This window comes from Pseudomonas sp. B13(2017), assembly GCF_002113245.1.
Lineage (GTDB): Bacteria > Pseudomonadota > Gammaproteobacteria > Pseudomonadales > Pseudomonadaceae > Aquipseudomonas > Aquipseudomonas putida_Z.
The window spans coordinates 60,260-83,417 of sequence record NZ_NEJX01000021.1; the positions used below are offsets into that span (position 1 = coordinate 60,260).

The following is a 23,158-nucleotide window of genomic DNA, read 5'->3' on the forward strand; positions in this document are numbered from 1 at the left end:
CCGGCAATTCGCCTTCATGAGAGCCCGGCGTCCTGTTTCCCGGCCATGCGCGCCAACATCAATTTGATGCACACCAGCAGCGGCGCTGCCACGGCAAACAGCAACGCCACAGCGATGAACGCCGTTTCGAAGGCGATCACCGCCCCTTGCCCCGTCACTGCCTGCGACAACAGGCTCATGGCCACTCGTCCAGCAGCCGGCGGGTCAATACCCTCAAGCCGCAACATCGACGTCACCGAATCAAGCCGTTCATTCACCGCCGTCGCGCCTGTGCTCACATGCGCACCAAGCGTCTGGGCATTGAGCACGCCATGCTGGTCGAGCAGCGTCTGCAACCCTGCCACCCCCAAAAGCCCACCCACCTGCCGCCCGGTATTGAAAAGGCCGATACCACTGGCCAGGCTGTGCCGGCCCAGCTTGCCAAAGGCAATCAGAGTCAGGGACAGAAACAGCAACCCCAGCCCGGCACCGCGCAGCATGACCGCGGCCATCATGTCGTGCATACCACTCTCGCGGGTCGAGCCCGAAAGCATCCACATCGCCGCCATGATTGCCAGGATGCCAAACGGCACAGTGGCAAAAGGCGCAATACCACGCACCTGGATCAGGTACGCCACACCCAGCAGCACGGCGATGAACACCACGCCACTGGGTAGAAGCAAAAGGCCGGCGTCGGTGGCAGTGAAACCCAGCACGGACAAGGCAAAAGCCGGTATCACAAAGGCGCTGCCGAACAATGCCGCGCCAGCAACGAAACTGACAATGAAGGCGAAGGTGAAATCACTCGACCGGAACAGACTGAAGTCCAGCAACCCCTGCCCATTACCCGTCAGTTGCTGGCCAAGCAACAGCAACAACGCCGCGCCACCGACCACGCCGGCCCAGCACATGTGTGCAGACTCGAACCAATCCCAGCGGCTGCCCTGGGTCAGGAGGTAGGTCAGGCACAGCAACGCGGTGGCCGCCAGTACCCAGCCCAGCCAATCGAAGCAGCGCCGGCCTGGCAGGCCATGGGCAGGCAGCTCGACCAGCAGCAACAGGCCGGTCGCCGCCAAGGTCAGCGGCGCAACGCTGAGAAATATCCAGGTCCAATCCTGGTTATCGATCAACCACCCCTGCATCGACGGCGTAAGTGCCGCTGGCGCGACCACCGCGCCAATGGCGAACAAGCCTTGCAAGACCGGCTGCTGCCGCCGCGGGCAGGCAAGAAAGATCAGTGTCTGCCCCGCCACCAGCAATACACCGCCTGCCAGGCCTTGGCAGGCGCGCAAGGCCACCAGCAGCTCGATGCTCACCAATTGCGCCGCACCGACACAGGCCAACCCCATGGCCAGGGTCGCACCGATGATCACCGTGCGCGGTGGCTGCCTGCCCAGCAGCCAGGGCGCGAACAGGAACCCTGCCAATTTGCAGGCGGTGTAAGCAACGTCCAGCCAGGCGAATTCATCCGGCGTGGCATGGGTATCACCCATGATGTCGTTGCGCCCTATTGCCAGCACGCTGCTGGCGATGGCGTCGGTGAGCGCAGCCAGTACGATGCCAGCCACCAGCAGCCACCCTTCGAGCCACCTGACGCCCACCTTCCGGGTGCTCACGAGCCACCTCCGACCTCGATCCGCACTCGCGCCGACAACCCCGGCACGATGCGCCCGGGCAATGGGTTGTGGGCCAGGCGAATCTTCACCGGCACCCGCTGCACTACACGCACGAAATTGCCCGTTGCGTTGTCCGGCGGCAACAGGCTGAACGCCGCGCCGCTGCCAGGTGCGAAGCTGTCTACCACGCCTTCGAGGCTGTCCTGCGGGTAGCCATCCAGGGTGACCCGTGCCCGCTGCCCAGGCTGGATTTGCTCCAGTTGGGTTTCCTTGAAGTTGGCCACAATCCACACCCCGTCGACCGGGACCAGGTCGAGCAAGGCACCACCCGGCGTAACGAATCGTCCGACCCGTACCTGGCGATTACCAATCACGCCAGCAATCGGCGCCCGCACCACGGTATGCTCAAGCTCGATCAGCGCCAGGTCGCGCGCGGCCCTGGCCTGGGCGATAGCCGCCACGGCCGCCTCACGCTGGGCATCCAGCACGGCGATACGTTGACGCTGAGCATCGAGTGTCGCCGCCGCAGCCATCAGCGCGGCCTCGGCGCTGCTGCGGGCGGCGTCGGTCTGATCGACCAAGGCCTGGCTGATTGCACTGTACTGAATCAGCTTGCGGCTGCGCTCGTGGGTTTTGCTGGCCAGCTGCCGCTCGGCCTGGGCCGACTGGCGTTGCGCCTCGGCCTGGCGGACCTGCGCCTGCTGCAGGCGTGTCTGGGCGTCGACATCGCCAAGACGCGCCTCGGCAGCCTTCAGGTTGGCCTCCGCCTGGGCCAGGTGCGCGCGGTAGTCGCGGTCATCGATACGGAACAACACGTCACCGGCCCTGACCTGCTGATTGTCCCCGACCTCCACCGCCGTCACGTAACCCGACACCTTGGCCGCCAGCGACGTGACATCACCACGCACATAGGCGTTGTCGGTAAAGGCGGCGTCAGCAGAGCGCCACGTCAGCCAGCCCACAACCAGCACCAGTATGGCTGCCATGCACAGTACGACGCCCACTATCTTCATCCGCGCCGGCTTTAGCATCACCGCCGCGCGGGCCTGCTCAGGTTCATGTGTGTTCATGATGCGTTGTCCTGTATTCGGCCCTGGTGGCATGGCACTGCCAACAGGGCCGAAGGCCTACTTCTCGCTCGGCGTGACCAGTACCGTCTCATTGCTGTCGAGCACGAATACCGCCATCAGCTTGGCAGGCTTGCTGTCGCTGGCGTTGGCACTGACGCCATGGAAAGCGCCCGGTGCCTCGTACCAGTTTTCGCCAGGCTTGTAGACCTTGGCTGGCTCGCCATTGACGCTGCTGCGCACTTCGCCTTCCAGCACCGTGGCGTAGATGAATGCGGATTTCGGGTGCCGATGCGCGGGCGACGCGGCGCCCGGGGCGTAGTCGACGATCACTCCGCGCATGCTTTTGCCTGGCACGTTGGGCAGTGGTCTGTCGAAGACCACGGTGACTTTGCTGACCGGGCGCTCGGCGGCGAAAACCGGGGTCATGGCCAGCACGGTGAACGCGGCGGCCAGGAGGGGGCGGCTGAACATGGTGATGCTCCTTCGGTTCGGGATAGGGGTTGAATCGCTCATTGGCGAGCCAGCCAGTCTTCGAAACGGGTATTGCCAAGCCGCGCGCCACTTGCGGGAGTCAGCGACTTGTCATCGAGTTCGGCACCGAAGTATCGGGCATGCACATCCGCCACCACCTTGCGTGTATCACCACGCAGGCGCAGGAAGCGGCGCACCAGCTCATCCAGTGGCGCGGCCTCTGGCCCGGCAACCTCCAGCATGCCGAGCGCTGGTGGCGCCAACGCCACATCGATCAGAGCCGCCACCACGTCATCCGAGGCCAAAGGCTGGAACAGCGCCGGCGACAGGCGAATCTCCTCTCCCACCGTCCCTGCCTGGGCAATACCTTCGACGAACTCGAAGAACTGCGTGGCGCGCAGAATGGTGTACGGCAGCGCGGACTGCCTGATCAGCGCCTCCTGGGCGACCTTGGCCCGGAAGTAGCCATTTTCCGGCAACCGCTCGCTACCCACGATAGACAACGCGACATGATGCTTGACCCCTGCAGCCTTCTCGGCTGCCAGCAGGTTGCGGGTGGACGTCTCGAAAAAATCGAGCACCGCCTGGTCCTCCCAGGACGGGGCATTCGCCACATCCACTACCACATCCGCACCGTTCATCGCCTCTGCCAGGCCCTCGCGGGTGATGCTGTTCACCCCCGTGCTCGGCGCTGCCGCGACGGCATCGTGGCCGCGCTCGCGCAGGCCGCCGACAAGCTTCGAACCAATGAGGCCAGTGCCTCCGATCACCACGATTTTCATTGGGGCTGTCTCCACGTTCACGACTGCAACCATTGCCGTCGTGGTGGTTCAAGCATGCGCCGCTGGCCTGTGCAGAGTCCTTGCGTACCGGCTGGATTTGCCTCCAGGCTTGCTTGAATTTCCGTCCAAACTGTTCAATCCACGCCCTGGCATGTGCAGCCAGCTTTGCGCTGCCGTATCATCGGCCCATACCAGTGAACAGTCGCCTCGGACACGAAGCCTAGGGCGTGCGAGGGGATGCCACGTGCCATTCGAGTTTGACGACTATGTGCTCGACGAACAGCGCAGGGAGCTGACCCTGTGCGGGAAGGCCGTGGCCATCGGCCCGCAGGTGTTCGACCTGCTGTTGCAACTGGTCAGTCACCACGACCGTGTGCTGGGGCGTGACGAGTTGTTGGCACGCGTGTGGAACGGCAAGATCGTCTCCGAGTCGACCATTACCAGCCATATCAATGCCGTGCGCAAAGCCATCGGCGATTCCGGTGAGGAGCAGCGGCTGGTACGCACGGTAGCGCGCAAGGGCTACCGCTTCGTAGGCCTGGTCCGCGAGCCCTCCAGCAGCGCAACGCAGGCCCCATCCGAATTTGCTCCCGTCGCCTGCGGGCCTGCCCTGCCAGATAAACCATCGATCACCGTGCTGCCCTTCCAGAACCTCAGCGGTGACCCTGAGCAGGACTATTTCGCCGACGGGATGGTCGAGGACATCATCGCCGCCCTGTCCCGCATTCGCTGGCTGTTCGTCATCGCCCGCAACTCGAGCTTCACCTTCAAAGGCCAGCGCATCGATGTGCAGCAGGTTGGCCAGGCACTGGGCGTGCGCTATGTGCTCGAAGGCAGCGTGCGCAAGGCTGGCAAGCGGCTACGCATTACCGGCCAGCTGATCGACGCCACCAGCGGCGAGCATCTGTGGGCCGAGCGTTTCGAGGGGCGGCTCGACGATCTGTTCGAGTTGCAGGACCAGGTGACCGAAAGCGTGGTGGGCGCCATCGCCCCGCAGCTGGAACGGGCGGAGATCGAACGGGCCAAGCGCAAGCCCACCGACAACCTGTGCGCCTACGATTACTACCTGCGCGGCACGGCCAAGCTGCATAACGGCACGCGCGACGCCATCGCCCAGGCTCTACCGCTGTACTACCACGCCATCGAACTGGACCCTGAGTTCGCTTCGGCCTATGGCATGGCGGCGTGGTGCTACTTCTGGCGCAAGCTCAATGGCTGGATGGATGATCGCGCCCAGGAAATTACCGAGGGTGCCCGGCTTGCGCGCCTGGCAGTGGAGCTGGGGCGTGACGATGCCGTGGCGCTAACCCGCGGCGGCCATGCCCTGGGGCACCTGACGGGTGACCTGGACGGCGCGATAGCGCTGCTTGACCGGGCGCGCCTGCTCAATTCCAACCTGGCGCCGGCCTGGTATCTGGGCGGAATACTCAGGGCGTTACGCGGCGAGACACAGACCGCCATCGACAATCTCAAGCACGCCACACGGCTGAGCCCACTGGACCCGGAGATGTTTCGCATGCAGGTGGGCATGGCGTTGGCGCATTTCTTTGCCGGCCGGCTGGATGAGGCTGTGGAGTGGGCGGAAAAGTCGCTGGGGAATCTGCCCAGCCTGCTGGCGGCGGTGGCCCTGCTGGCGGCCAGCCACGCACTGAGCGGGCGGATGGACAGCGCGCACCGGGCGATGGAGCGCTTGCGAGCACAAGACCCAGGGCTGCGGGTGTCGACCTTGCGCCAGTGGCTGCCGATTTACCGCGATGAGGATCTGGCCCGATTTGCCGAAGGGTTGAGGTTGGCGGGTTTACCGGCTTGATCGGGGGTGCATGAAACCCTGGCCTGGATTGCCTTCGTTGGAGTACCGAAACTCCAACTACAAATTTGTACCCCCCTAGTGAACCTGGATTGAGGCGCACAGTCTTAGCCGAGCCCTTAATTCGGCCTTGCCGCCGTCATTCACCAGAGCCATTCACCCCATGCGCCAAGCAGTCCGTCGCTCCCCCTTTGTCTCGCTCTGCTTCATTCCTTTTCTTCCCCTGTTTGCCAACCCCGCCCATGCCAGCGGGGAAAGGCAACTGGTGGCAGCAATCAACGACTATCGCACCCAGCCACAACGCTGCGAGCGGCGCATGATCCGGGGCTCGACACCGCTGGTGCTGAAACCGAAACTGGCGTTGCCGGTCGGCTACGGCGGGGGTTTGCGGGAAGGATTGAAGGCCGCGGGTTATCAGGCGGTGAAGGTGCGGGCCATCCGCCTGGTCGGCGCGCGAGATGCCGAGGAGGCCTTTGACATGCTCCGCAGCGACTACTGCACGGCCCTGCTCGATAGCCAATATGCCGATATCGGTGTGAGTCGCTCACGCAATGAATGGCGGGTGCTGCTGGCTCGGCCCCTGCTCGATGCCCAGCTTGGTGATGGGCGATCGGCAAGCAACGCGTTGCTGGCACAGGTAAACGCTGCACGGGCGAAGTCGCGCCTGTGTGGTCGCAAGCGCTTTGCCGCTGCACGCCCGTTGACCTGGAACACCGCCCTGGGAACGGCGGCGCAGCGCCACAGCCGGGCGATGGCCAACGACAATTTCTTCGCGCACCGCGACCTCGACGGTGATCTACCCGCGGATCGGGCATGGGATGCCGGCTACCGTGGGCGACAGATCGGCGAGAACATTGCCGCAGGCCAAGGCTCGCCGAGCAAGGCGATGGCAGGCTGGCTGGCCAGCCCCGGGCATTGCGCCAACCTGATGAACCCGATGTTTACCCAGGTGGGTGCGGCCTATGCCGAGAACTCGCGTAGCGATAACGGCGTTTACTGGACGATGCTGTTCGGCGCGCCTTGAAGGGCACGTGCCAGCCCTGTGACCAGGGCTGGCCTGCCGATCGTTGCCTGCACCACCTCTGACAACCCCGCCATACCTCCCCCCGCGCAGTCTCAGATGACTGGCGCTGGCGATGACACATCGCTTGCATATGACACTTTGTGTCATTAATATCGCGATTGTGTCCTGACGGCGTCCTCGCCGATCAGCAATCCATCGCCCTTCCCCATGCAGGTACCGCCCATGACGACCACCATGCAGACCCCCAAGGACCAACTCGTCAAACTCGCCCAGCAGCAGATGCTGACGGCGCTGGCCGACAACACCTACACCTCTCGACAAAAACTCGCCCTCACCTGCCGCATCCTGTTCGACGGCGGCCACGATTCCGGCCTGGCCGGGCAGATCACCGCCCGCGCCGAGCAGCCTGGCACCTACTACACGCAACAACTCGGCCTGGGCTTCGACGAGATCGCCGCTTCCAACCTGCTGGTGGTCGACGAAGACCTCACCGTGCTGCAAGGCGGCGGCATGGCCAACCCGGCCAACCGCTTCCATAGCTGGCTGTACCGCGCACGCCCCGACGTCAACTGCATCATCCACACCCACCCACTGCACAGCGCCGCCCTGTCGATGCTTGAAGTGCCACTGGCCATCTCGCACATGGACCTGTGCCCGCTGTTCGACGACTGCGCGTTCCTCAAGGAATGGCCTGGCGTACCGGTGGGCAACGAAGAAGGTGAAATCATCTCCAGGGCGATCGGCGACAAGCGCGCGATCCTGCTTTCCCACCACGGTTTGCTGATCGCCGGCCGCTCGATCGAGGAAGCCTGCGTCCTTGCCATGCTGTTCGAGCGCGCGGCAAAGATGCAGCTGCTGGCCATGGGCGCCGGTGAAATTCGCCCCATCCCGGATGCCCTGGGCAAGGAAGCCCACGACTGGATCTCCACCCCCAAACGTCATGGTGCCGCGTTCAGCTACTACGCGCGCCGTGCCTTGCGTGCCCATGGCGACTGCCTGGGCTGACTGAAGCTGTACTCTTTCCCCAACAACGGCAGAGGTGCCTGGTTATGTCTACACCTGTAATTCGCGGCGTTATCGGCTACACCATCACTCCCTTCACGGCAGACGGCGCGCTCGACCTGGATGCCCTGGGCCTGTCCATCGACCGCCTGATAGAAGACGGCGTGCACGCCATCGCACCGCTGGGCAGCACTGGCGAAGGCGCCTACCTGTCCGACAGCGAATGGGAAATGGTGGTGCGCTTCAGCCTGGCACGCATTGCCGGCCGCGTGCCCAGCGTGGTCAGCGTCTCCGACCTGACTACCGCACGCACCGTGCAGCGCGCCCGCCTGGCACAGGCCTGCGGCGCCACGGCGGTGATGGTGCTGCCCATCTCCTACTGGAAGCTCACCGAAGCCGAAGTGGTCGCCCACTACAAGGCGGTGGGCGCGGCCATCGACATTCCGATCATGCTCTACAACAACCCGGGCACCAGCGGCACCGACCTGTCGGTGGAGCTGATCCTGCGCATCCTCGGCGAAGTGCCCAATGTGACCATGGTCAAGGAAAGCACCGGCGACATCCAGCGCATGCACCGCCTGTTCAAGGCCACCGATGGCCAGGTGGCCTTCTACAACGGTTGCAACCCGCTCACCCTGGAAGCCCTGGTGGCCGGCGCCACCGGCTGGTGCACCGCCGCGCCCAACCTGATCCCGGCGCTGAACCTGGCGCTGTGGGACGCGGTGCAGCAAGGCGACCTGGCTGAAGCTCGCGCGCTGTTCTACCGCCAGTACGAACTGCTGGAATACATCACCCGCCGTGGCCTGCCCACCACCATCAAGGCCGGCTTGAAGATGCTCGGCCAGGATGTCGGCGCTCCACGCCTGCCCCTGCAACCGCTGGATGCGCAAGGCAGCGCCTACCTGAAGAGCCTGCTGGACGCCCTGGGCGCGGCTGACTGACCCATCGCAGCCGCAAGACCGCTCCCACAGGTATCGCGCCGCTCTCAGGGTTGACGCAGGACCTGTGGGAGCGGGTTCACCCGCGAACACCGGCGCAGCCGGTGCCATGCAAACCCACGCCCACAGACGACTCAAGCGACCGGGTTGGCATGCATCACCCGCCCTGCTGCCCCCGGCCGATCGACGAACAGCACATCCAGCACACTGTTACGCAACCCCTTCAACGCATTCCAGTTCGCGGACGCATGCACATACCTGTCGCGCAACAAACGCAGCTCATCCTCGGTCAAGCCAGGCTGCTCACTCTCACCCAAGGCAAACCCGTGCAACTTGCGGCTGATGCCCAGCAACTCCTCCGGCAACCGATGCTCAGCCTGCCCGCCCAACGGCGCAAACGGCACACCCGCCCGCACCGCCAACTCACGCATGATGCTCAGGTACACCCGGGAAAGCTGCCCCGCCACTTCCCGCTCGCGGTACACCGCCGCATAAACCTGCTTTTGCGCCTCGCTAGGCAGGCCACCGGCAATCGGCTCCTCCCAGGCCAGCACACGCGGCCTGGGCGCGCCCATTTCACCAAACGACGACGCCAGCAACGCACTGACTGTTGCATGCACACGCGTGTGCTCGACGCGCATTCTCAGCGGCACCCGCTGAGAATGCGGTTTGCACAGCAGCACCTGCTCCTGCGTGGTAGCCGGGTAACCACCGCCAATGTTCGAGTGCACGCCCGGCAACACGATGTCATGGCCGCTGCGCACCAGCGGGAAGTTGTGCCGCTGCTCGTCCCCCGCCACCAGCTGCACCATTTGCCGGGCAATGCCCGTACCCAGGCCCAGGCGCAAGCCACCATGGCGGTCGTCGGCGGGGTCGAAGTCGCCCTGAAGCGGCGCGATAATCGCAGCAACCGTGTCGAACAGGCCGATGAAGTTGATCACGATGCCACAGGGCGCAGCCAACAGGCTGCCGCCGCCATCATGCAACAGGTTGGCCAGATGACGCACAGCCGCAGCGCCGCGGCTGAAACCGAACAAGTCGAACTCGACCCGCTCGAGCCTTGCCTTTGGGTGCGCCTGGCACCAGTCCCGCAATTGCCCGGCAATCCCCGCCAAGGCCTCGGTGACACGCGCCTCGGCCCCTCTACGCCCACACCCGGTGGCCGAGGCATAGGCATGATCCGCCTCCCCCGCCAGGGTGCCCACGCCCTCGACATAGCGCTTCAGAAACGCCATGGTCCCATCAGCATTGGCCCCCTGCGTCGGGTACAGTGCATGCAACAGGGCCACATTGCTCAAGGCATTGGCATAACTGCCCCCCTTGTTCCCCGGTGCATCCACCGGCATCACATTGCTCAGGTTGTTACCGGTGCCATCGAAGAACACGCCAAAACGCAGAGTGACCGGCGTGATGCGTGCAGTGCTACAGCTGTTCAGGTCCATTGTCCTGCCTCCTGCTTGTACAAAAAGCACAAGCAGGCGTCAGCACACCGCCGCGGAACATCAGCCAATGGCCAGCCATATGCAGGACATTTCCGGACCTGCATGGCCCCCGGCAAGGATAAATTTCCCTGCCGCCATTGGTCGCCACCCCCCCGGATGGATTAAAGTATCACCCCTTGCCAGGGCTGCTGCTTCCAGCCGCCTGCGGCCCCATACCAGGAACCGTCACCGATGGAACACCGTGAAGCGCTGATCGCGCTGCGCACCTTTCTTTCTTCCCAGATCCTAGGCCAGGAGAAACTGGTCGAGCGGCTGTTGATCGTGCTCCTGGCAGACGGCCACATGCTGGTCGAAGGCGCGCCGGGCCTGGCCAAGACCAAGGCCATCAAAGAGCTCGCCGAAGGCATCGAGGCGCAGTTCCATCGCATCCAGTTCACCCCCGACCTGCTCCCGGCCGACATCACCGGCACCGAAATCTACCGCCCGGAAACCGGCAGCTTCGTGTTCCAGCAGGGGCCGATCTTCCACAACCTGGTGCTGGCCGACGAAATCAACCGCGCCCCGGCCAAGGTGCAGTCCGCACTGCTCGAGGCCATGGCCGAACGCCAGGTCAGCGTGGGCCGCAGCACCTACGACCTGTCGCCGCTGTTCCTGGTGATGGCAACGCAGAACCCGATCGAGCAGGAAGGCACCTACCCGCTGCCCGAAGCCCAGCTCGACCGCTTCCTGATGCACGTGAAAATCGGCTTCCCCGACGCTGCGGTAGAGCGGCGCATCCTGTTACAGGCCCGTGGTGAAGCCCTGGGCGGCGAGACCAAGCCCGAGCGCCGGGTCAGCCAGCAGGCGATCTTCGCCGCCCGCAAGGAAATCCTCGGCCTGTACATGGCCGACGCGGTGGAGGAATACCTGGTGCAACTGGTGATGGCCACCCGCACCCCGGCCAAGTTCGATGCCGAACTGGCCGACTGGATCGCCTACGGCGCCAGCCCGCGTGGTTCCATTTCGCTGGACCGCTGCGCGCGCGCCCACGCCTGGCTGGCCGGGCGCGATTTCGTCAGCCCCGAAGACATCCAGGCGGTGCTGTTCGACGTACTGCGCCACCGCATCATCCTCTCGTTCGAGGCCGAGGCGGCGGGGATCGACCAGGACCGCGTGGTCCAGCGCATCCTCGATGTCGTCGCCGTTGCCTGAGCCCATGCCCACCGCGTCGCTGGCCGAACCCGGCATCCGCATCGGCCTTGCCGAGCTGATCGACATGCGCCACCGCGTGCGCGAAATCCAGCTGTTTTCCCGGCCCGGCCAACGCAGCCCGCTGGTGGGCCTGCACCACTCCAAGCTGCGTGGGCGCGGCGTCGACTTCGACCAGGTGCGCGTTTACCAGGCCGGCGACGATGTGCGCAACATCGACTGGCGGGTCACCGCGCGTACCCAGGAACCGCACACCAAGCTGTTCCACGAAGAGCGCGAACGGCCAATCTTCATCCTCGTCGAGCAGAGCCAACGGCTGTTCTTCGGCTCGGGGCTGATGTTCAAGTCGGTGCTGGCCGCCCAGGCCGCAGCGTTGTTCGGCTGGGCCGCGCTGGGCCACAACGACCGCATCGGCGGGTTGGTGTTCGGCGACAACGAGCACCACGAAATCAAGCCCCGGCGCAGCAAGCAGAGTCTGCTGCAACTGCTCAACCGCCTGGCCAAGGTCAACCAGGCGCTGCACACCGAAGCCAGCCCCGGGGCCGACAGCCTCGGCCTGGCCCTGCGCCGCGCCCGCGAAGTGCTGCGCCCCGGCAGCCTGGCCATCGTGATCTGCGATGAGCGCTCGCTCACTGCCCAGGTGGAGCAGCACCTGGCCATGCTCTCGCGCCATTGCGACCTGCTGCTGATGCCGGTGTCCGACCCGCTCGACCACGCCCTGCCTGCCGCCGGCCTGCTGCGCTTTGCCCAGCGCAGCGCGCAGCTGGAGCTCGACACCCTGGACGCCAACCTGCGCCAGGCCTACCGCCAGCAGGCCGAAGCGCGCATCGAGCGCTGGGAGCTGATGGCGCAAAAGCTGCGCGTGCTGCTGATGCCACTGAGCACCCAAAGCGAGATGATCGAGCAACTGCGCGAGTACCTGAACGCCCAGCGGCCACGGAGCGCGTCATGAAGAGCAGCGGCCAATGAACCCGCTTGACCAACTGCAGCCGCTGATCGCCCCCGCGCCGATCGGCCTGTGGCCACCGGCACCCGGCTGGTGGCTGCTGCTGGCCGTGATGCCGCTGCTGGCCTGGGGCCTGTGGCGGGTGCGCCACTGGCGCCCGGGCAAACGCCGCATTGTGCGTGCCGAACAACCCTTGGACCCGGTGCGCGTGGAAGCGCTGGCCGAACTGGCGCGCCTGCCGCGCCCCTACGACGGCGCCCCGGCCGGGGCCTGGCTGCAACAGATCAACGCCCTGCTCAAGCGCTTGTGCCGCAGCCACTACCCAGGCGCCAACAGCCATACCCTCAACGGCCGCCAGTGGCTAGCGTTTCTCGACAACCGCTGCCCGGCCGCCGGCCTGACCCGCTGGATGGTACTGGTAGAGGGCGCCTACAAACCCGAGTGCAAGCTCGACGACAAGGCCATCGCCGGGCTCAGCCAAGCCGTCGAAACCTGGATTCGCAAGCATGTTTGAACTGGCCTGGCCGTGGGTCTTCGCCCTGTTGCCACTGCCGTGGCTGGCGCGCCTGGTGCTGCCGGCCGCCGACAGCGGCGAACCGGTGCTCAAGGTGGGCTTCCTCGACGAACTGGAAGGCCTGGCCGGGCGCCGCGCGCGGCTCAACCTGCCGACCTGGCGCCAGCAGGCGCCCTTTGTCGTCATCTGGCTGTTGCTGCTGTGCGCCGCCGCCCGCCCGCAATGGCTGGGCGAGCCAGTGCCAGTGGCCGCCAGCGGCCGCGACCTGCTGGTGGCGGTGGATGTGTCCGGGTCGATGGACTTCCCCGACATGCAGTGGCAGAACGAAGAGATCAGCCGCCTCGACCTGGTCAAGGCGCTGCTCGGCGACTTCCTGCAGGACCGCGAGGGCGACCGCGTGGGCCTGATCCTGTTCGGCAGCCAGGCTTACCTGCAGGCGCCGCTCACTTTCGACCGGCGCACCGTGCGCACCTTCCTCGACGAGGCGCAGATCGGCATCGCCGGCAAGAACACCGCCATTGGCGATGCCATTGGCCTGGCGGTCAAGCGCCTGCGTCAACGCCCGGCACAAAGCCGGGTGCTGGTGCTGATCACCGACGGCGCCAACAACGGCGGGCAGATCCACCCGCTGACCGCCGCCCGCCTGGCCGCCCAGGAAGGCGTGCGCATCTACACCATCGGCATCGGCGCCAACCCCGAAGCCAGTGGCACCCCCGGCCTGCTCGGCCTGAACCCGAGCCTGGACCTGGACGAAGCCTCGCTCAAGGAAATTGCCGACATCACCCACGGCACCTACTTCCGCGCCCATGACGGCGCCGAACTGGACGCCATCGGCGACACCCTCGACCAGCTCGAACCGGTGGCCCAGCAACCGACCCAGGCGCGCACGGCCAAGGCCCTGTATGCCTGGCCCCTGGCCCTGGCCTTGCTGCTGAGCGTGCTGCTGGTGCTGGCTGTGCAATGGCCCGACAACCTGCTGCACCGCCTGCTGCGCAAGCCGCGCTTCCTGCAACCGCACCCGGAATGGCGCCAGCGCCTGAAGCGCCTGCGCCTGAGGAGGCGGCGATGATCGAACTGTGGCCCGAATGGTTGCGCCCGCTCTGGCTGCTGGCCGTGCCCCTGCTCGCCTGGCTGCTGTACAAACTGTGGCACCGGCGCAAGCGCGCCGGGCGCTGGCAGATGATTCTGCCGCCGGCGTTCCATGGCGTACTGCTCGGCGGTGGCAGCGGCAGCACCAGCAAGCTGCCGTGGGTGGCGCTGGGCCTGGCCTGGGTGCTGGTGATCCTGGCACTGCTCGGGCCCAGTTGGCAGCGCGTGGAAGAAAGCCGCCAGCGCCCGGCCGACCCGCTGGTGATCCTGCTCGAACTGACCCCGCAGATGCTCGCCGAGGACAGCCCGCCCAACCGCCTGGAGCAGGCGCGGCGCAAGATCCTCGACCTGCTGGAGCACCGCCGCGACAGCCAGACCGCGCTGGTGGTCTACGCTGGCTCCGCGCACACCCTGGTGCCACTGTCCGATGACCTGGCCACCAGCCGCAACCTGCTCGAGGCGATCGACCCGTCGATCATGCCCAAACCCGGCCAGCGCGCCGACCTGGCCGTGCAAAAAGGCCTGGCCCTGCTGGCCCAGAGCGGCCTGGGCCAGGGCCGCCTGCTGCTGGTAGGCTCGTCGCTCAGCGCCCCGGAGCGCCAAGGCATTGCCCAGGCGCTCGGCCGCCAGGGCCCGAGCCTGCTGATGCTGGGCATCGGCAGCCGCGAAGGCGCACCGGTGCGCCAGGCCAATGGCGAATACCTCAAGGACGACCAGGGCGGCATCCTGTTGCCACGCCTGGACAGCGCCAGCCTCAAGGGCTTCATCAACGGCACCGGCGGGCGCTACCGGCATGCCCGCATCGACGACCTCGACCTGCGTGGCCTGGGCCTGTTCGACAACCCGCGCGCCGGGCGCAATGACGGCCAGACCCTGCAACTGGACAGCTGGGCCGACCAGGGTTACTGGCTGCTGCTGCCGCTGTTGCTGCTGGCCGCCTGCGCCGGCCGACGCGGCTGGCTATTCTGCCTGCCGCTGCTGCTGGCCCTGCCCCAGCCCAGCCAGGCCTTCGAGTTCAACGACCTGTGGCTGCGCCCCGACCAGCAAGGCCAGCGCCTGCTGGAGCAGAACCGCCCGGCCAGTGCCGCGCGCCAGTTCCAGGACCCGCAATGGCGCGGCATGGCCCTGTACCAGGCGGGCGACTATGCTGGCGCCGCCGAAGCCTTTTCCCAAGGCGACACCGCCGCCGCCCACTACAATCGAGGCAATGCCCTGGCCCATAGCGGTGAACTGGAAGCCGCCCTGGACGCCTACGAACAAGCCCTGGAACGCCAGCCCGACCTGCAAGCGGCGCTGGACAACCAGGCACTGGTGCAGCAACTGCTGCAACAGCGCGAAGCCAAGGCCGAGGAACAACCAGCCAGCAGCGATGCCCAAGGCACGCCCGGCAGCGAAACCGAAGGCAACAGCAGCTCGGCCAGCAGCCCGGCCCAGGGTACGCCCGGCAACGACGAACAAGCCAGCGCCGAACAGCCCGGCGAAGGCAGCAGCAACAGCCAGGTAGCGCCCGGCAACCAGGCGGGCGCGGATGACAGCGTCATCCAGCCGCCGCAGCGCCCGGTATCGACCAGCCTCGATGCCGAACAGCGCCAGGCCCTGGAACAATGGCTGCGGGAGATCCCCGACAACCCGGCGGAGCTGCTGCGGCGCAAATTCTGGTATGAACAGCAATTGCATCAGGAAACCCCACGATGAGTCGCTTCGGCGTCTTTCTCCTCAGTCTGCTGTGGGCCGTGCTGGCCCAGGCCGAACCGCTGCTGCGAGCCAGCGTCGACCGTACCCGCCTGGAAGCCGGCGAAAGCCTGGAGCTCACCCTGGAAAGCCAGGACGTCACCCAGTTCGGCAAGCCCGACCTGCGCGCGCTGGAGGGTGACTTCGAAGTGCGCGGCACGCGCCAACTGAACAGCCTGCACAGCCTCGACGGCGAAACCCGCGCCAGCACCCGCTGGATCATCACCCTGCTGCCGCGGCGCAGCGGCAGCCTGCGCATCCCCGAACTGCAACTGGGCCAGTCGCACAGCCAGGCCATCGAACTGCAAGTGCTGCAGGCCGATGCCAGCCGCCAGGACAGTGCCTCGCAGGTGTTCATCGAAGCCACGCTCGACAGCAGCGAGGTCTACGTCCAGGCCCAGGCCGTGCTCACCCTGCGCATCTACCATTCGGTGGCACTGTACGACGACAGCAGCCTCAGCCCGCTGCAACTGGAGAACGCCAAAGTCGAACCGCTGGGTGAATCGCGCACCTATGAAAAGGAAATCAACGGCGTCCGCCACGGCGTGATCGAAACCCGCTATGCCGTGTATGCCCAGCAAAGCGGCACCCTCGACATCCCGCCACTGACCTTCACCGCCACCGCCGCCGCCAGCCCGGACCAAGCCCCACAAGCCAACGGTACGGCCCGGGCCGGCCACCAGGTGCAGGTCAGCTCGCTGCCATTGCGCCTGGCCGTGCGGCCGATTCCGGCGGCCTGGCCTGCTGGCGTGCCATGGCTACCGGCCCGCAGCCTGACCCTGGAAGAGCACTGGAACCCCGACCCTGGCAACCAGCAGGTGCAGATTGGCGACTCGCTGACCCGCAACATCACCTTGCGTGCCGAAGGCTTGTCCAGCACCCAGCTGCCGCCGCTGCCAGCCACCGAAATCACCGGCCTGCGCCGTTACCCCGACCAGCCGTTGCTGCGCAACGAAATCAGCGAGCGCGGCATGACCGCCAACCGCGAAGAGCGCGAAGCCCTGGTGCCGACCCACAGCGGTACGCTGGCCCTGCCGGCGCTGGAAGTGGCCTGGTGGAACACCCGCGAAGACCACCTGGAGCACAGCAGCCTGCCGGCGCGCACGCTGAACGTGCAGGACAACCCGGCGCTGAGCGCCGACACCCCGGTTGGTGACAACAGCAGTGCCAGCAGCTTGCTGTGGCCCTGGCAGCTGGCCACCCTGGTGTTCGCCCTCACCACCTTGCTGGGCTTTGCCCTGTGGTGGCGCGCCCGCTCGCAGCCAGCGGTGCTGCGCGCCGCGCAGGCCGGGCCGAGCCCGCGTACCTTGCTGGATGATCTCAAGCGCGCGTGCCAGGCCAACGACCCGCAGGCCACCCGCCAGGCGTTGGACGCCTGGGCCCGCCAGCAGCCAGAGACCCTGGCCGAGATGGCGGCGCGGTTCGTGCCGTTGTCGGATGCACTGGATGGGTTGAACGGGGCGCTGTATAGCGAGAGCGGGCAGTATTGGCAGGGTGAGGATTTGTGGCGGGCGATCGGTACGATTCCGCCGGCTGAGCAGGTATTGCTGCCGACCGGCGAGAACGGCAGCCTGCCGCCGCTCTATCCCAAGTGAAGTGCTGCCTGTGCAGGCCTCTTCGCGGGTAAACCCGCTCCCACAGTGACCGCGTACGCCAAGAACCTTGCGCAGTACCTGTGGGAGCGGGCGTGCCCGCGAACACCGGCGCAGCCGGTACCACCGTAAGATATTTCTGAACCTGCACCCCAATGCTTCAGAATCAACCCGCTTAGGACACAGCCCCAAGACAAGCGCGGCCCCTGTAGGAGCGGCCTTGTGTCGCGAAAGGGGCGCAAAGCGCCCCCAGGATCTTCATCACCGCAAAATCGCCGGGGCCGCCATGCGGCCCTTTCGCGACACAAGGCCGCTCCTACAGAAAGCGTGATCGCATCAAGGCTGCCAGGTGTTCGCCGACACACTTTCAGGCGAGCACCTGTTAGCCCCATGCTTGGGTTACCATACCGCCCTTTCCCCGCTTGCTCGACTCGACACCAACAGGTCATCCATGCGTCTGTTTCATACCTCCGACTGGCACCTGGGCCAAAGCCTGCACGGCCAGGAACGCGACTTCGAACACGCCTGCTTCCTCGACTGGCTGCTCGGCCAGCTGCGCCTGCGCCAGCCGGATGCGCTGCTGATCGCCGGCGATATCTTCGACACGGTCAACCCGCCGGTCAAAGCCCAGGAACGTCTCTACGACTTCATCGTCCAGGCCCACGAACAACAGCCGAAGCTGGACATCGTGATGATCGCCGGCAACCACGACTCCGGCTCGCGCATCGAGCTGCCCGCGGCACTGATGCGCCGCCTGCGCACCCATGCCCTGGGCCGTGTACACTGGCTGGACGAGGGCCAGCTGGACGCCGAGCGCCTGCTGATTCCGCTGACCAACGGCCGTGGCAAGGTCGCCGCCTGGTGCCTGGCCTTGCCCTTCCTGCGCCCGGCCGAGGTGACCGGCCCGCAATTGGGCGACGACTACCTGCAAGGCATCACCCAGGTGCACCAGCAGCTGATCGCCGCCGCGCAAAAGAAGCGCAAGAAGGACCAGGCGCTGATCGCCATCAGCCACGCGCACATGGCCGGTGGCGCGGTGTCGGAGGACTCCGAGCGCAGCCTGATCATCGGCAACGCCGAGGCGCTGCCGGCCAAGCTGTTCGACAAGGCCATCAGCTACGTCGCCCTGGGCCACCTGCACAAGCCGCAGAAGGTCAACCGCGAAGAACGCATCCGCTACAGCGGCTCGCCGATCCCGCTGTCGTTCGCCGAAATCAACTACCCGCACCAGGTGCTGGAAGTGGAGCTGGACGGCACTGGCCTGATCAGCGTCGAACCGCGCCCGGTACCGCGCGCCGTGGCCCTGCAACGGGTCGGCCCGGCACCACTGGGCGAACTGCTGGAGCAGTTGGCCGAGCTGCCAGTGATCGACCTGCTCGAAGACCCCAACCGCCAGCCCTGGCTGGAGGTGCGGGTGATACTGGATGAGCCGCAACCCGACCTGCGCCAGCAGATCGAAACCGCACTGGAAGGCAAGGCCGTGCGCTTGATCCGCATCAGCGCCGAATACGCCGGCCGCAACAATGCCGAAGACGATGACCTGGCCTTTGTCGAACTGGCCCAGATGACCCCGCAGGACCTGTTCAGCCGCGCCTGGGAGCAGGCCTATGGCAACCCCGCCGACGAACAGGCGCTGGCCGACTTCGCCCTGCTGTTGCAGGACGTGCAGCAGGAAGAGGAACAGCCATGAAGATTCTTGCCATCCGCCTGAAGAACCTGGCATCCCTGGCCGGCCCGGTCGATATCGACTTCACCGCCGAACCGCTGGCCAGCGCCGGCCTGTTCGCCATCACCGGGCCTACCGGGGCGGGCAAAAGTACCCTGCTCGACGCCCTGTGCCTGGCGTTGTTCGGCACCGTGCCACGGCTGAACGACATTGGCCGCGAGGCCAAGGTGCCGGATGCAGACGGCGAGATCCCTACCTCCGACCCGCGCAACCTGCTGCGCCGCGGCACCGGCAGCGGCTTTGCCGAAGTCGATTTCGTCGGCATCGATGGCCGCCGCTACCGCGCCCGCTGGGAAGCCAACCGCGCCCGCGACAAGGCCAACGGCAAGCTGCAGCACAGCCGCCAGAGCTTCTATGACCTGGACAGCGAGCAGGTACTGGGCAGCGGCAAGAACGAATACAAGCAACTGGTCGAAGCCCGCCTGGGCCTGAACTTCGAACAGTTCACCCGCGCGGTGATGCTGGCCCAGAGCGAATTCGGCGCCTTCCTCAAGGCCGACGACAAAGAACGCAGCGAGCTGCTGGAAAAGCTCACCAACACCGCCATCTACACCCGCCTGGGCCAGCGGGCCTTCAGCAAGGCACGCGAAGCCGGCGAGGCCCACAATGCCCTGAAGGACCGTGCCAGCCACCTGCTGCCGATGGCCGCCGAAGCCCGCGCCGAGCTCGACCAGCGCCTGGAACAGGCGCAACAGCAGTTCAAGGCCGACCAGGCCGGCGAGCGCCAGCTGGAGCAGCAACGCAACTGGCTGAACGAGCAGCGCCAGCTGCAGGCCCAGCACGCCGAAGCCGGCACCGCGCTGCAGGCCGCCGAGCAGGGCTGGCAACAACTGGCTGACCAGCGCCTGGACCTTGTGCGCCTGGAGCGCCTGGCCCCGCAGCGTCACCAGTTCCACCGCCAGCAGGCACTGACCGCGCAACTGGCACCGCTGGCAGCGAAGATCGCCGAACAACAGCAGCAGCAAGCCGAGCTGCAAGTGCGCACCAGCGAGCTCGAACAGGCGCTGGACGCCGCGCGTCAGGCGCTTGCCGATAGCCAGGCCCAACACAGCGAGAACGCCCCTCGCCTGCGCCAGGCCTTCGCCGCCCAGGACAACCTGGCCCGTCTGGAGCAGGAGCTGGCAGCACAGCGCAGCGCCGGCCAGCAGGCCGAGCAGCAGGTCGCCGAAGGCCAGCAGCACCTGCAGCAGCTGGAAGACAACCAGCAGCGCAGCCTGCAGCAACTGGCGCAGATCGACACCGCGCTCGCCGACAGCCAGCACCTGGCGGGCCTGGCCAACGCCTGGCACGCCTACCTGCCGCAACTGAAGCAAGTGATGCTGATCGGGGGCCGCCTGGCCAAGGGCCGTGAAGAGCTGCCCGGCCTGCAGGCCCAGGCCAGCCAGGCCAATGCGCACTTGCAGGCCGAGCGCGATGCCTTCGAGCTGCTGTTCCGCGAAGCCAAGGCCGAACCCCAGGCCCTGGCAGAACAGATCGACCTGCTGGGTGGCATGCTGCAGGACAACCGCAAGCAGCAGCGCGCCGTGGAAGAGCTGTCACGCCTGCATGGCCGTGAACTGGAACTGCGCCAGCAGCTGGAGGCCGTGCGCGTGCGTCAGCAGCAGGCCATGCAGCAGCGCCAGCAACTGATTACCGAAGGCACCGCCGCCAAGGCCGAGCTGGAAGCCGCCGAGCAAGCGCTCAACCTCACCCGTCAGTTGCTGGAACGCCAGCGCCTGGCACGCAACACCAGCGTCGAAGAGTTGCGCGGCCAGTTGCGCGACGGCGAACCCTGCCCGGTGTGCGGCAGCGCCGAGCACCCGTTCCACCAGCCTGAAGCGCTGCTGCAAAGCCTGGGTCGCCATGACCAGGCCGAGGAAGAGGCCGCGCAGAAGCAGGTCGAAACCCTCAACAGCAAGCTGGTGGAGCTGCGCACCCAGCTGGGCGTGGTCAACGCCCAGCTCAAGGATTATCAGCAGCAACAGCAGCACCTGGGCGAACAGCTGCAACCGCTGGTGGCCCAGGTGCAGGCGCACAGCCTGTGGCCGGCCCTGGCCCCGCAGGACGACAAGGCCCGCAGTGCCTGGCTCGACAGCCAGCTGCGACGCCTGGACGAAGAAATCGCCCAGGACGAGAAACGCCAGAGCGCCCTGCTCGCCCTGCAAAAAGATGCAGCCCGTCTCAACCAGCAACTGCAGGCCGCCCAGCAGGCGCAACAGCAAGCCCAGCGCCACCTGGAGCAACAGCACCAGGCCCTGGCCAGCGACGAGCAGCAGTTGCAGCAAGGCCTCGCGGACCTTGCCGGCGTATTGCCCGAAGAGGCCCTCAAGGCCTTGAACGACGACCCGGCCAATGCCTTCCTCGCCCTGGATCAGCAGATCGCCCAACGCCTGCAGCAACTGGAGCAGCGCAAGGACGAACAGGAAGAACAGCAAGCCCGCCAGGCCCAGCTGGACAAGCTGCGCGACCAACAGCAGGCACGCGTGCAGACCCATCAGCAGCTGCAGCAGAAACTTGCCGCCCTCGACGAGCAGCGCCAACAGGCCCAGGCTTCGCTTGGCGAACTGCTTGGCGGGCACGCAAGCGCCGAAGCCTGGCAACAGCACATGGACGCCGCGCTGGAGCAGGCCCGCGCCCTCGACGCCGACACTGCCCAGCGCCTGCAGGAGCTGCGTACCCAAGGCGTGCAACTGGCCAGCGAACTCAAGGCCAACACCCAGCAGCAGCAGGCGCTGGACGCCGAGTGCCAGCAGTTGCAGGGCCAGATCGCCCAGTGGCGCGCAGAACACCCGGAACTGGACGACGCCGGCCTGGACCGCCTGCTGACCATGGAGGACGCGCAGGTCAATGAGCTGCGCCAGCGCCTGCAAGGCGCCGAAAAGGCCATCGAACAGGGCCGCGTGCTGCTGCAGGAACGTGAACAACGCCTGCAGCAACATGCCGCGCAAATGACTGTGGACACCTCGGCCGACGCCTTGGAACAGGCCCTGACCGAACTGCGCGAACGCCTGGCCGGCCATGAGCAGCAATGCGCCGAACTGCGTGCACAGCAGGCCGATGACCAGCGTCGGCAACAGGCGCACCAGGCGCTGGCGGCGGAAATCGAACAGGCCCACCAGCAGTGGCAACGCTGGGCTCGCCTGAACGCCCTGATCGGTTCGGCCTCGGGCGATGTGTTCCGCAAGATCGCCCAGGGCTACAACCTCGACCTGTTGCTGCACCACGCCAACGCCCAACTGCGCCAGCTGGCCCGCCGCTACCGCCTCAAGCGCGGCGGCAGCGCCCTCGGCCTGCTGGTGCTGGACACCGAGATGGGTGACGAACTGCGTTCGGTGCACTCGCTGTCTGGCGGGGAAACCTTCCTGGTGTCGCTGGCCCTGGCCCTGGGCCTGGCCTCGATGGCCTCCAGCACGCTGCGCATCGAATCGCTGTTCATCGATGAAGGCTTCGGCAGCCTCGACCCCGAGTCGCTGCAACTGGCCATGGACGCCCTCGACGGCTTGCAGGCCCAGGGCCGCAAGGTGGCGGTGATTTCCCACGTGCAGGAAATGCACGAACGCATCCCGGTGCAGATCCAGGTACGCCGCCAAGGCAATGGCCTGAGTGACGTGGAGGTGTGCGGGTGATCCTCTACTCGTTCCGCCGCTGCCCCTGGGCCATGCGCGCGCGCCTGGCCCTGCGCTATGCGGGGTGCGAGGTGGAGATTCGCGAGGTAGCGATGAAGAACAAGCCGGCAGAACTGCTGGCCTTGTCACCCAAGGGCACGGTGCCGGTACTGGATACCGGTGCCGGGGTGCTCGAAGAAAGCCTGGACATCATGCGCTGGGCGCTGGAGCAAAACGACCCACAGGACTGGCGGCTGCAGGCCGACCCTGTGGCGGCGCAGCAGGCTGAAACACTGATTGCGCGCAACGACAGCACGTTCAAGGCGCAGGTGAACCTGTACAAGTATGCCGAGCGCTACCCCGAGCATACCCGCGAGCATTACCGCCAGCAGGCCGAGGCCTGGCTGGCGGAGCTCGAAGGCCTGCTGGCAGGCAGGCCCTACTTGCTGGCCACGCACCCGAGCATTGCCGATGCCGCGTTGCTGCCCCTGATGCGCCAGTTTGCCGGGGTCGAACCGCAGTGGTTCGCCGAGGCGGCTTATCCGCGGGTGCGGAGCTGGCTGGAGGGGTGGTTGGCTTCGGAGCTGTTCAAGGCCGTAATGGCCAAATGAACCCTGTTTCCTGTACTGGCCCTATCGCCGGCAAGCCGGCTCCCAC

The 23,158-nt window shown here is 66.3% G+C and carries 18 protein-coding genes; 13 read left to right on the forward strand and 5 right to left on the reverse strand.

Annotated features, from left to right (window positions below):
* Window positions 1-14 precede the first annotated feature (14 nt).
* From CAG44_RS22975 to CAG44_RS22990, 4 genes are read right to left on the reverse strand one after another with little or no spacing between them, the layout of a single operon-like run.
* Window positions 15-1,595, reverse strand: a complete 1,581-nt coding sequence (locus CAG44_RS22975; protein ID WP_085693056.1) for an MFS transporter — start codon at window positions 1,593-1,595, stop codon at window positions 15-17.
* Entirely contained in the window at window positions 1,592-2,665 is a 1,074-nt protein-coding gene (locus tag CAG44_RS22980; protein WP_085693057.1) for an HlyD family secretion protein, read from the reverse strand. The genes CAG44_RS22975 and CAG44_RS22980 overlap by 4 nt, the downstream gene beginning before the upstream one ends.
* A 57-nt stretch (window positions 2,666-2,722) precedes the next feature.
* Window positions 2,723-3,136, reverse strand: coding sequence for a cupin domain-containing protein (locus CAG44_RS22985; RefSeq protein ID WP_085693058.1), 414 nt, complete (start codon window positions 3,134-3,136; stop codon window positions 2,723-2,725).
* A 38-nt stretch (window positions 3,137-3,174) separates the two neighbouring features.
* Window positions 3,175-3,918, reverse strand: coding sequence for an SDR family oxidoreductase (locus CAG44_RS22990; protein ID WP_085693059.1), 744 nt, complete (start codon window positions 3,916-3,918; stop codon window positions 3,175-3,177).
* Between the two features lie 244 nt (window positions 3,919-4,162).
* Between CAG44_RS22990 and CAG44_RS22995 the strand changes: the two genes are divergently transcribed.
* From CAG44_RS22995 to CAG44_RS23010, 4 genes are all read left to right on the forward strand, one after another.
* Window positions 4,163-5,728 (forward strand): winged helix-turn-helix domain-containing tetratricopeptide repeat protein, encoded by a 1,566-nt coding sequence (locus tag CAG44_RS22995; RefSeq protein ID WP_085693060.1) that lies wholly within the window; start codon window positions 4,163-4,165, stop codon window positions 5,726-5,728.
* 160 nt (window positions 5,729-5,888) lie between these two features.
* Window positions 5,889-6,749: a CAP domain-containing protein gene (locus CAG44_RS23000; protein ID WP_085693061.1), complete on the forward strand. Its 861-nt coding sequence runs from the start codon at window positions 5,889-5,891 to the stop codon at window positions 6,747-6,749.
* A 222-nt stretch (window positions 6,750-6,971) separates the two neighbouring features.
* Window positions 6,972-7,754 (forward strand): aldolase, encoded by a 783-nt coding sequence (locus CAG44_RS23005; RefSeq protein ID WP_085693062.1) that lies wholly within the window; start codon window positions 6,972-6,974, stop codon window positions 7,752-7,754.
* Window positions 7,755-7,798: 44 nt separating this feature from the next.
* Window positions 7,799-8,692 carry a dihydrodipicolinate synthase family protein gene (locus tag CAG44_RS23010; RefSeq protein ID WP_085589260.1) on the forward strand — a complete coding sequence of 298 codons (894 nt, stop codon included), beginning with the start codon at window positions 7,799-7,801 and terminating at the stop codon, window positions 8,690-8,692.
* A gap of 131 nt (window positions 8,693-8,823) precedes the next feature.
* Here the strand turns inward: CAG44_RS23010 and CAG44_RS23015 are convergent, their stop codons facing one another.
* Window positions 8,824-10,131: a DUF2235 domain-containing protein gene (locus tag CAG44_RS23015; RefSeq protein WP_085589258.1), complete on the reverse strand. Its 1,308-nt coding sequence runs from the start codon at window positions 10,129-10,131 to the stop codon at window positions 8,824-8,826.
* Between the two features lie 231 nt (window positions 10,132-10,362).
* Here CAG44_RS23015 and CAG44_RS23020 point away from each other — a divergent pair, with 231 nt between their 5' ends.
* The 9 genes from CAG44_RS23020 to CAG44_RS23060 all read left to right on the forward strand — a co-directional run bounded on the left by CAG44_RS23020 (window position 10,363) and on the right by CAG44_RS23060 (window position 23,112).
* Complete coding sequence (locus CAG44_RS23020; protein ID WP_013971644.1) at window positions 10,363-11,322, forward strand: MoxR family ATPase; 960 nt, start codon at window positions 10,363-10,365, stop codon at window positions 11,320-11,322.
* A gap of 4 nt (window positions 11,323-11,326) precedes the next feature.
* Window positions 11,327-12,271 carry a DUF58 domain-containing protein gene (locus CAG44_RS23025; RefSeq protein WP_025338269.1) on the forward strand — a complete coding sequence of 315 codons (945 nt, stop codon included), beginning with the start codon at window positions 11,327-11,329 and terminating at the stop codon, window positions 12,269-12,271.
* A gap of 13 nt (window positions 12,272-12,284) precedes the next feature.
* Window positions 12,285-12,779 carry a DUF4381 domain-containing protein gene (locus CAG44_RS23030; protein WP_085693063.1) on the forward strand — a complete coding sequence of 165 codons (495 nt, stop codon included), beginning with the start codon at window positions 12,285-12,287 and terminating at the stop codon, window positions 12,777-12,779.
* The gene (locus CAG44_RS23035; RefSeq protein WP_015269460.1) at window positions 12,772-13,848 is read left to right on the forward strand and encodes a VWA domain-containing protein; all 1,077 of its coding nucleotides are present in this window, start codon (window positions 12,772-12,774) and stop codon (window positions 13,846-13,848) included. The genes CAG44_RS23030 and CAG44_RS23035 overlap by 8 nt, the downstream gene beginning before the upstream one ends.
* On the forward strand, window positions 13,845-15,563 hold the full coding sequence (locus tag CAG44_RS23040) for a tetratricopeptide repeat protein (RefSeq protein ID WP_085693064.1): 1,719 nt from the start codon (window positions 13,845-13,847) through the stop codon (window positions 15,561-15,563). The genes CAG44_RS23035 and CAG44_RS23040 overlap by 4 nt, the downstream gene beginning before the upstream one ends.
* Window positions 15,560-17,194: a BatD family protein gene (locus CAG44_RS23045; RefSeq protein WP_025338267.1), complete on the forward strand. Its 1,635-nt coding sequence runs from the start codon at window positions 15,560-15,562 to the stop codon at window positions 17,192-17,194. The genes CAG44_RS23040 and CAG44_RS23045 overlap by 4 nt, the downstream gene beginning before the upstream one ends.
* Before the next feature lie 448 nt (window positions 17,195-17,642).
* The gene (locus tag CAG44_RS23050; protein ID WP_085589251.1) at window positions 17,643-18,881 is read left to right on the forward strand and encodes an exonuclease SbcCD subunit D C-terminal domain-containing protein; all 1,239 of its coding nucleotides are present in this window, start codon (window positions 17,643-17,645) and stop codon (window positions 18,879-18,881) included.
* On the forward strand, window positions 18,878-22,522 hold the full coding sequence (locus tag CAG44_RS23055; protein WP_085693065.1) for an AAA family ATPase: 3,645 nt from the start codon (window positions 18,878-18,880) through the stop codon (window positions 22,520-22,522). Before CAG44_RS23050 ends, CAG44_RS23055 begins: the two co-directional genes overlap by 4 nt.
* Window positions 22,519-23,112, forward strand: coding sequence for a glutathione S-transferase (locus CAG44_RS23060; RefSeq protein ID WP_085589247.1), 594 nt, complete (start codon window positions 22,519-22,521; stop codon window positions 23,110-23,112). Before CAG44_RS23055 ends, CAG44_RS23060 begins: the two co-directional genes overlap by 4 nt.
* Window positions 23,113-23,158 lie beyond the last annotated feature (46 nt).

What these genes read in the sequence shown, in the direction of transcription:
- CAG44_RS23030 (WP_085693063.1), top strand. Translation starts at nt 12,285, where the DNA reads ATGAACCCGCTTGACCAACTGCAGCCGCTGATCGCCCCCGCGCCGATC.
- CAG44_RS23015 (WP_085589258.1), bottom strand. Translation starts at nt 10,131, where the DNA reads ATGGACCTGAACAGCTGTAGCACTGCACGCATCACGCCGGTCACTCTG.
- CAG44_RS23010 (WP_085589260.1), top strand. Translation starts at nt 7,799, where the DNA reads ATGTCTACACCTGTAATTCGCGGCGTTATCGGCTACACCATCACTCCC.
- CAG44_RS23020 (WP_013971644.1), top strand. Translation starts at nt 10,363, where the DNA reads ATGGAACACCGTGAAGCGCTGATCGCGCTGCGCACCTTTCTTTCTTCC.
- CAG44_RS22980 (WP_085693057.1), bottom strand. Translation starts at nt 2,665, where the DNA reads ATGAACACACATGAACCTGAGCAGGCCCGCGCGGCGGTGATGCTAAAG.
- CAG44_RS23005 (WP_085693062.1), top strand. Translation starts at nt 6,972, where the DNA reads ATGACGACCACCATGCAGACCCCCAAGGACCAACTCGTCAAACTCGCC.
- CAG44_RS23025 (WP_025338269.1), top strand. Translation starts at nt 11,327, where the DNA reads ATGCCCACCGCGTCGCTGGCCGAACCCGGCATCCGCATCGGCCTTGCC.
- CAG44_RS23050 (WP_085589251.1), top strand. Translation starts at nt 17,643, where the DNA reads ATGCGTCTGTTTCATACCTCCGACTGGCACCTGGGCCAAAGCCTGCAC.
- CAG44_RS23035 (WP_015269460.1), top strand. Translation starts at nt 12,772, where the DNA reads ATGTTTGAACTGGCCTGGCCGTGGGTCTTCGCCCTGTTGCCACTGCCG.
- CAG44_RS23055 (WP_085693065.1), top strand. Translation starts at nt 18,878, where the DNA reads ATGAAGATTCTTGCCATCCGCCTGAAGAACCTGGCATCCCTGGCCGGC.
- CAG44_RS22990 (WP_085693059.1), bottom strand. Translation starts at nt 3,918, where the DNA reads ATGAAAATCGTGGTGATCGGAGGCACTGGCCTCATTGGTTCGAAGCTT.
- CAG44_RS23045 (WP_025338267.1), top strand. Translation starts at nt 15,560, where the DNA reads ATGAGTCGCTTCGGCGTCTTTCTCCTCAGTCTGCTGTGGGCCGTGCTG.
- CAG44_RS23000 (WP_085693061.1), top strand. Translation starts at nt 5,889, where the DNA reads ATGCGCCAAGCAGTCCGTCGCTCCCCCTTTGTCTCGCTCTGCTTCATT.
- CAG44_RS23040 (WP_085693064.1), top strand. Translation starts at nt 13,845, where the DNA reads ATGATCGAACTGTGGCCCGAATGGTTGCGCCCGCTCTGGCTGCTGGCC.
- CAG44_RS22985 (WP_085693058.1), bottom strand. Translation starts at nt 3,136, where the DNA reads ATGTTCAGCCGCCCCCTCCTGGCCGCCGCGTTCACCGTGCTGGCCATG.